The sequence below is a fragment of the Micromonospora sp. DSM 43699 genome (genome assembly GCF_055517075.1).
Map to the genome: position 1 here is coordinate 100,525 of NZ_JBTMMT010000017.1, position 7,150 is coordinate 107,674.

General features: G+C 70.7%; 7 protein-coding genes. 4 read left to right on the forward strand and 3 right to left on the reverse strand.

Annotated features, from left to right (window positions below; genetic code table 11):
* Positions 1-38: 38 nt before the first annotated feature.
* Positions 39-971: an AraC family transcriptional regulator gene (locus AC0AIB_RS11935; RefSeq protein WP_465096655.1), complete on the forward strand. Its 933-nt coding sequence runs from the start codon at positions 39-41 to the stop codon at positions 969-971.
* A 356-nt stretch (positions 972-1,327) separates the two neighbouring features.
* Here AC0AIB_RS11935 and AC0AIB_RS11940 read toward each other — a convergent pair whose 3' ends face one another.
* The 3 genes from AC0AIB_RS11940 to AC0AIB_RS11950 all read right to left on the reverse strand — a co-directional run bounded on the left by AC0AIB_RS11940 (position 1,328) and on the right by AC0AIB_RS11950 (position 4,079).
* Complete coding sequence (locus AC0AIB_RS11940) at positions 1,328-2,242, reverse strand: hypothetical protein (RefSeq protein WP_465096656.1); 915 nt, start codon at positions 2,240-2,242, stop codon at positions 1,328-1,330.
* 6 nt (positions 2,243-2,248) lie between these two features.
* Complete coding sequence (locus AC0AIB_RS11945; RefSeq protein ID WP_465096657.1) at positions 2,249-2,629, reverse strand: pilin; 381 nt, start codon at positions 2,627-2,629, stop codon at positions 2,249-2,251.
* Between the two features lie 562 nt (positions 2,630-3,191).
* The gene (locus tag AC0AIB_RS11950; protein WP_465096668.1) at positions 3,192-4,079 is read right to left on the reverse strand and encodes an RNA polymerase sigma factor; all 888 of its coding nucleotides are present in this window, start codon (positions 4,077-4,079) and stop codon (positions 3,192-3,194) included.
* An 835-nt stretch (positions 4,080-4,914) separates the two neighbouring features.
* Between AC0AIB_RS11950 and AC0AIB_RS11955 the strand changes: the two genes are divergently transcribed.
* Genes AC0AIB_RS11955 through AC0AIB_RS11965 form a run of 3 tightly spaced genes read left to right on the forward strand, consistent with a single transcriptional unit; the run spans position 4,915 to position 7,077 of the window.
* Positions 4,915-5,856, forward strand: coding sequence for a hypothetical protein (locus AC0AIB_RS11955; protein WP_465096658.1), 942 nt, complete (start codon positions 4,915-4,917; stop codon positions 5,854-5,856).
* Entirely contained in the window at positions 5,840-6,832 is a 993-nt protein-coding gene (locus AC0AIB_RS11960; RefSeq protein WP_465096659.1) for a TRM11 family SAM-dependent methyltransferase, read from the forward strand. The genes AC0AIB_RS11955 and AC0AIB_RS11960 overlap by 17 nt, the downstream gene beginning before the upstream one ends.
* Positions 6,829-7,077 (forward strand): hypothetical protein, encoded by a 249-nt coding sequence (locus tag AC0AIB_RS11965; protein ID WP_465096660.1) that lies wholly within the window; start codon positions 6,829-6,831, stop codon positions 7,075-7,077. The genes AC0AIB_RS11960 and AC0AIB_RS11965 overlap by 4 nt, the downstream gene beginning before the upstream one ends.
* Positions 7,078-7,150 lie beyond the last annotated feature (73 nt).

Genomic DNA, 7,150 nt, shown 5'->3' on the forward strand with positions numbered 1-7,150 from the left:
TTCATACTTGTTCGTCTCGACCGCGATACTCTGGCCGCGTGGACGTACTCAGCGACGTGATCACGGTCATGCGAGCCGGCCAGCCGCGTTCCGCCCGGGTGGCGTGGCACGCACCGTGGGCGCAGCAGTTCGCATCCGTACCCGGCTCCGCAGGCTTTCAGATAGTCCTGCAGGGACCGTGCTGGCTCATCGCCCCGGACACCGGCCCCGTGCCGCTTGCCGTCGGGGACATCGTGTTCCGGCCGCACGGGCGTGGGCACACGCTGGCCGACAGCCCAACTACGGCACCTACCGCGCCCGCCTGCGACCCGAACGACCCGCAGGTACTCCAGCGCTACGCCACGGACATCGTCGGCACTCCCACCGAGCCCGCCGTCCCCGCCACGGTCACCCTGTGCGGTGCGTACGAACTTGATCCGGCCCGCACCCATCCGCTGCTCACCGACCTGCCCGAGCTCATCCATCTCCCCGCGCACCTCGGGCGACACCCCGGCCTGCGCGCCACCGTGGACCTGCTCGCCACCGAACTAGAACGACCCCGGCTCGGTACCGACGCCATCATTCCGGCACTGCTCGACACCCTGCTGCTGCACATCCTGCGCACCTGGCTCGACCAGAACCCCGCACCCGCGAGCACTGGCTGGGCAGCGGCACTCAACGATCCGGCCACCACGGCCGCACTACAGGCCATCCACCGCGACCCAGCAAGGCCGTGGACCGTCGCGACGCTCGCCGCCGAAGCCGGCCTTTCCCGGGCGCCCTTCGCCCGCCGTTTCACCACGTTGCTCGGCCAGCCGCCACTGACCTACCTCACGTGGTGGCGGATGACCACCGCCGCCCGGCTCCTCCACCAATCCGACGCGCCACTGAGCGCCATAGCGGGCAGCGTCGGCTACACATCCGAGTTCGCCTTCGCCAACGCATTCAAACGCCAGTACGGGACCGCCCCCGGCAAATACCGCCGCACTTGACGCGACAGCACAGGCATGCTGGAAACGTGCATATCGGACCCCGACCCGGTGATCCGCCTCAGCGACGAGCTCGCCCAGGTAGCCACCGAAGGTCCCGCGCGGGCATCGACGCCAACCTCACCTGCCCAACCTCCTCGTCGTCGCGGCACCACGGGCGAACCCAGCCGGCCGCCACGACAGCCGACTGGACCGGTAGCCTCCGATACCAGCAGCAGCCGCCCGGAACGCCCGCAACGCAGCCGGAACCCTCAGAAGACCCGACCCACGACAACCCAAACAACAACCGCAGAGAAGGCAGTATGAAGCGCCCGTCGGCATCCGCGCCCGGGTCAGGTCACTGTCGGGTTCGGGTCGGGTCATCGGATGGTCCTTCGTAGCGTGTTGAGGCCGGGGACGGCGCGGGTGAGTTGCTGGACCACGACGACGCGGACGACCGCGCCGAGCATGTTCGCGGTGCCGCGTCCGCTCTGGCCCGCCCAGCGGGCCATCAGGGTGGGGATCTTGACGGTGGTCCAGAGCAGGACCACGACGACCAGGAGGTTCAGGGTGCCGCCGGGGTCGGCGGGCAGGCCGAACACCGGCAGCATGGCCGCCGGGTCGAGGAGGGTCTGTTCGCCCGCGGTGAGGAAGAACGCTTGGGCGACGGGGATCGCGAGGCATCCGGTGTAGGAGCGCCACCACAGGCGGGCGAGCGGGTCGGTCTGTGGCAGGGCGTGGCAGGCCAGCGCCAGCGGCGCGACGGCGGTCATCACCAGTAACGCCACGAACCGGCCGATCACCTGGAACGCGGTCGTCACGACCAGTACGGCGATGATGAGGACCAGGATCAGGAACAACAGCGGGACCATGTGGTTCTGTGCCGCCGTGAGGTGCGTCCGGATCGCGGTGAACGCCCCCGTGTCGTCGGGGCCGCCCTCGCTGACCGCCCCGGTCAGGGCGTTGGCCACGTCGATCAACTGGGCGCAGGCGAGCTGGGAGAAGTGGGCGGCGGTGAACCCGACGACCAGCCGGGGGAGGAGGTCCTTGATCGTGTATCGGGATTGTTCGCCGCCGCCGGCGACCATGACGAGCACGCCGGCGGCGACGAACGCGAGGACGAAGACGGTGTCGACGATCCAGACCGACCGGCCGGTGAGGGCCTGCACCTGCGGCAGCGCGGTGACCTTCGGGGTGGTGAGCAGGATGCCGGTGATCAGATCGAAGATCGCGGTGAGGCAGGCCAGGATCGCAGTGGTGAGCCAGTCGAGGGCCTGATCGAGGATCCATCCCATGACGTCTCAGCCGCCGACGATGCCCTGGATGATCTGCAGCAGGATCGGCGCGAGGACCGCCAAGCCGTAGCCGATCAGCGCGTTGCGCAGGGCGAGCTTGGCCTTCTCCACCTGCGACGGGTCACCACCGGCGGTGGCCCAGTAGACGCCGGCCAGGACGAGGAAGAGGGTGGCGATCGCGGCGAGGATCCCCATGACCCAGGCCTGAAGGTTGGCGATCACCACCGGCAGAGAGTTCGCCGCCAGGTGGACGGCGCTACCGGGATCGGCGTACGCGGCGGCCGGGATGGTGATGGCCAGTCCTGTGCCGGACAGCGGCACGGCCACGCGCAGCGCGACACGAGCGGCCCGTCGGGTCGTACGGATGTGAGTGGGGGTGCGAGACATTGCGGTTCACCTCCCGCCGCGCCCCGGGACGCCAAACGGCGTGACCGGGGCGCGGCGATTGCTCGAAACGGTCCACAGGGGCCGCCGCCGGGCGTAGGTGAAGGAACGAACGACACCGCGAGCCTCGGGAGGAGCTCGTCCTCCCTTAGGGGTGGGTTGCGGTCATCAATGTGGTGTCAGCGCATCAACGTGGCGCGGCACCCGAGGCACGCAGGTCGTGGTTCCTCGTGTCGCCTGGCGGCGGGCGGGACCATCGAGCGGTACAGCTCGGATGAGTCCCGCACCCCCAAACCGGGTCTTGTGACCTGTGGCGAACACTTGCCGCGCTCCCACGCCGCTCACAGCCCTCGCGGCGAAGACTCACAGCGCAGGTCAGGGCTGCTGAACTGCTCTTTCTCCGTGTTCCTGCTCCGGGCTGGGGGCTTTTCTCCGTCGACGCGTTCCGGCTGTCCGACAGTGGGTGCTGCCCGACGGTTTCTGTCAGGGCGGAGACAGAAACGGCTGTGGCCCGACGTGGTGCACGTCGGGCCACAGCTGCTGCGCTCGGTGGCGCGGGAAACTGTCAGGCAGCCGCCGCAGCCGCCGCAGCCGGCGCCGGGCCGGATCCGCGGCGGGCAGCCGTGGCACGGCCTGCCCGTCGCTGACCGCGTTGTTCGGCTTGCCGCCGCAGCTCCGCGACGGTTTCCGGCGACGCGACCCCGGTCAGCAGGCCGTCGGCGAGGGCCTCGGCGATGCGGCTGTCGATGCGCGACAGCCGCATGCGCAGGGCGTCCACGCTGATGCCGTTGGTGGCGGCGATGGGCTCGATGGCGCGGTGCCCGAGCCGGACGTCGATGTATGCCTGCTCGTCTTCCGGATCGAGGATCCCGAGGGTCACCGCCCGGCGGATCAGGAGGTCCGGATGTCCGTACGGCACCTGCGGGGTCCGGGGGCCGGCGGCGACGTGCTCGATGTCCTCCACCGGCAGGTACTCCTGCTGCTGCAGGCGCAGATCCCGCCCAGCCCGCCACGCAGCCCTGCACAGACCCGCGTACGGCGCCGGCTTGCTCAGGTCCACCCGATCGCGCAGCGCGGTCAGGAAGCCGGTCAGGATCTCGGCGTCGACGTCCGCCGGGTCGCCGTAGTACCCCTGGCAGAGTCGGGCCGCGTACTGCTGCAGGGCCGGCATCGCCATGCCGGCCGCGGCGACGACCCAGTGCGGCCCGTCGAGCCGGGCGCGGCGGATCAGCTCCCGCCACACCTCGTCACGCGCCGTGTAGGCACGGGGGTGGCGCAGCAGCCAGTCCCGCAGCGCGGGCAGCGGCATCACCCGCTGCGGCAGACCGGTGTCGGGACCGAATGCCGCGCAGTCGAGCATCAGCGGCGCGGGTTCGCACGTCAGCGCGGCGAAGGCGGTCGCCGCGGCGTCAAGGGCGGAAGTGGGCCAGTCCGTAGCGTCGGACACGCTCATGTCAAAACTCCTGTGACAGCGAAGGGATTCGATGACCGCCACCGACGTTGTCGCGGCGAGCGGTGGCACCGATTCCGCCACACGAGCATCACAAGCCTCTGACAGAGCTGCTCAGACCCCCGATCACCGCCCAGCGCCCGGCTCCTGTCACAGGCACACCCCTACCAGTATTCATCGAATGTGATCGCTGATAGAAGTTCTGACAAAGGCGGGCTGACCTGCCCTGTGACAGGCTGACAGAACCCGTCAGGCACGCGCGCGACGACGCTGTCACCGGCTCACCTCGCAGCCCCGTGACACGACGCCGACGACACTCACAGCCTCGGGAACGGGAGCCTGTGACAGTCCAGTCCGCTCACGCACCGGTGTCACCGGTCGCCGTCGGTCGGCCCGCGCCAGCTCGTCGGCGGCACCTCCGACAGCGGCAGAAGCTCTGCCACCGTTGACACGGCCAACCTGTGACAGGGTCGCCGAGCCGGTGAAGCCGGGCCGCCCCCGGTGACACTCACACCACTCTCACAGTGCTGGTCAACGCGGTGATCCACGCCGACGCCGCGGCGTCCCCACGGACCGAGACCGGCATCCCCTGCCTGTTCTGTCAGTAACGGACGGTAACTGACAGAGGGGTGGAGTTCAGGCCCGCGTGCGGCAGCCCGGTGGCTGCCGCTGGTCGTCGCCACGCGAAGCCGGCTAGGGAAAGCCGTCCGAACCGGGACGAGCTGCCACACGGTGAGCGCCTGTGAGCGGCGGTGAGTGCGGCAAGTGTTCGCCAGGGATCACAAACCCCGGTTTGGGGGTGTCAGCGCTTCACGGCGCGGCGCGGAGCCGACAGCACATGAGCGAGCACACGCCGCACCAGAACAACCAGGCCGACCACACCGAGCCGGCCGACTCCACACTCATCGACCTGATCGCCGGCGACCCGCCGGTACCGATCACGGTCTGGCGCACGGCCCGCACCGACGCCGAACACCACACCAGCCTGCCCGCCCGTCTGGCCTACCGCCTCGTCGCCGCCTACAGCCGGCCCGGCGAGGCGGTCGTCGACCTCACCCGCGACCACGCCCTGACCGCGACCTGCGCGAAGGGCGAGCGCGCGCACCACCGTGCCTGGTTCACCGACACCAGCTCCGGCCTGCTCATCGGCCCGGCCACCACCAGCCGGCCGGCGGCGACCGACACCAACCCGCTTCACCCGACCGCGCACGAGGACGGCGAGGGCGACGACGTACCCGAGCTGATCGAGTGGTTCGGCGACGACCTCACCGACCCCGACCTGCCCGGCATCGGCCCCGACACCGCGGTCGTCCGGTCGGGCGACGACGGACCGCTGGACTCGGTCACCAGCCTGGTGGTCGCCTCCTGGCCGCTGCACGAAACCGACACGACCGCCCGGGTCCGGCTCGCCTGGCTCCTCGCCGCCTGCGCGCGGCTGCTGCGCCCCGGCGGCTGCCTCGTGCTCGTCGTCGGCGTGCCCACCGGTACGCAGCCCACTCCCGAGGACTTCGGCCGTCTCGTGGCCGCCGCCTCCCGCGTGGGGCTCGGCTACCTGCAGCACATCGTCGCCGTCGAGGCCGGCACCGACGGCGACCAGTTCGTTTACCACGTCGTCACCGATGAGGAGCTGCTCACCCTCGCCCACGCCAACCCCGAACAGTGGGCCGTCGCGCACCTGCGGGTGCACGCCGACCTACTGGTCTTCACCCCACGGCAGCCCAGCCCGGTTGCCGGGCAGCGACGGCGCCGCGACCGCGACGGTGGTGACCGCCGTGCCTGAACCCACCACCACGGAACACCCCGACCCCCACGAGCCGAACACCTTCAGCCCCGCCGCCAGCGAGGACTACCCGGGGCGGCACCGCGAGTACGACGGCCGCCACCGCGCCGAACCCGACGGCCTGTCTGTCTGGGCCACCGCCCAGTCCACCGGACCTGTCCAACGACGCGGCCGGCACGTGCCGCAGTCGGTCAAGCATCCCGCCCGGATGCTCCCGGCGATCGCCGCCCACGCCATCGACGCCTACACCGAGCCCGGGGATCTGGTCCTGGATCCGATGTGCGGCATCGGCACCACCCTGGTCGAGGCGGTCCACGCCGGCCGCGACGCCTTCGGCATCGAGTACGAGCCGCAGTGGTCGAACATCGCCGACGCCAACATCCGCCACGCCCACGACCAGGGCGCCACCGGTCGGGCATCGGTCATCCGCGGCGACGCGACCCGACTGATGTCGCTGGTCCCGAAAGCCCTCACCGGCCAGGTGGCCCTCGTGGTCACCTCACCGCCGTACGGGCCCACGGTCCACGGCCTCGTCCGACCCGGCGCGGACGGGGTCGTCAAGCACGACGACCGGTACAACGACGGCGAGGACCGAGGCAACCTCGCCTACCGCGACCTGACCGGCCTCACCGACGGATTCGCCCAGATCCTGCGCGGCTGCGCCACCCTGCTGCGCCCTGGCGGAGTCGTCGTCGTCACGGCCCGCCCCTGGCGTAAGCAAGGCGAGCTGATCGACCTGCCCAGCGCCGTCATCGCCGCCGGCCGGCGCGCCGGCCTCGTCCCGACCGAACGGTGCGTCGCCCTCCTCGCCGCCGTCCGCGACGACCACCTCGTCGCCCGACCGTCGTTCTTCCAACTCCAACAGGTCCGCAAGGCCAGGGCCGCCGGGATGCCGATGCACCTCATCGCGCACGAAGACGTCCTGATCTTCACCAAACGCCCATCACCGCGAGACGGAACCGGGGTGGTCGCGTGAGCGCACCCACCCACCGCTACCTCTCCCTGGGCGCGGGCGTGCAGAGCACCACGCTCCTGCTGCTCGCCGCCCAGGGCACGATCCCCGGTTTCGACGCGGCGATCTTCGCCGACACGACCTGGGAACCGGCCGCAGTCTACCGCCATCTGGACCGGTTGACCGGCATCGCCCAGGCAGCCGGCATCGAGGTCGTGGGGGGGGGGGCCGGGGGGGGGTTGGGGGGAGCGGTCTGGTCCGGAGGGTGATCGGTGGGGCGTACCGCTGGGAGGTTTGTGGTCTCGTGTCCGGACTTGCATCACCAATGGGTGACGTTGCCAA

Bases quoted from the DNA above. Each gene is read 5' to 3' on its own strand.
- AC0AIB_RS11945 (WP_465096657.1), bottom strand. From the start codon at position 2,629: ATGTCTCGCACCCCCACTCACATCCGTACGACCCGACGGGCCGCTCGT.
- AC0AIB_RS11940 (WP_465096656.1), bottom strand. From the start codon at position 2,242: ATGGGATGGATCCTCGATCAGGCCCTCGACTGGCTCACCACTGCGATC.
- AC0AIB_RS11950 (WP_465096668.1), bottom strand. From the start codon at position 4,079: ATGAGCGTGTCCGACGCTACGGACTGGCCCACTTCCGCCCTTGACGCC.
- AC0AIB_RS11955 (WP_465096658.1), top strand. From the start codon at position 4,915: ATGAGCGAGCACACGCCGCACCAGAACAACCAGGCCGACCACACCGAG.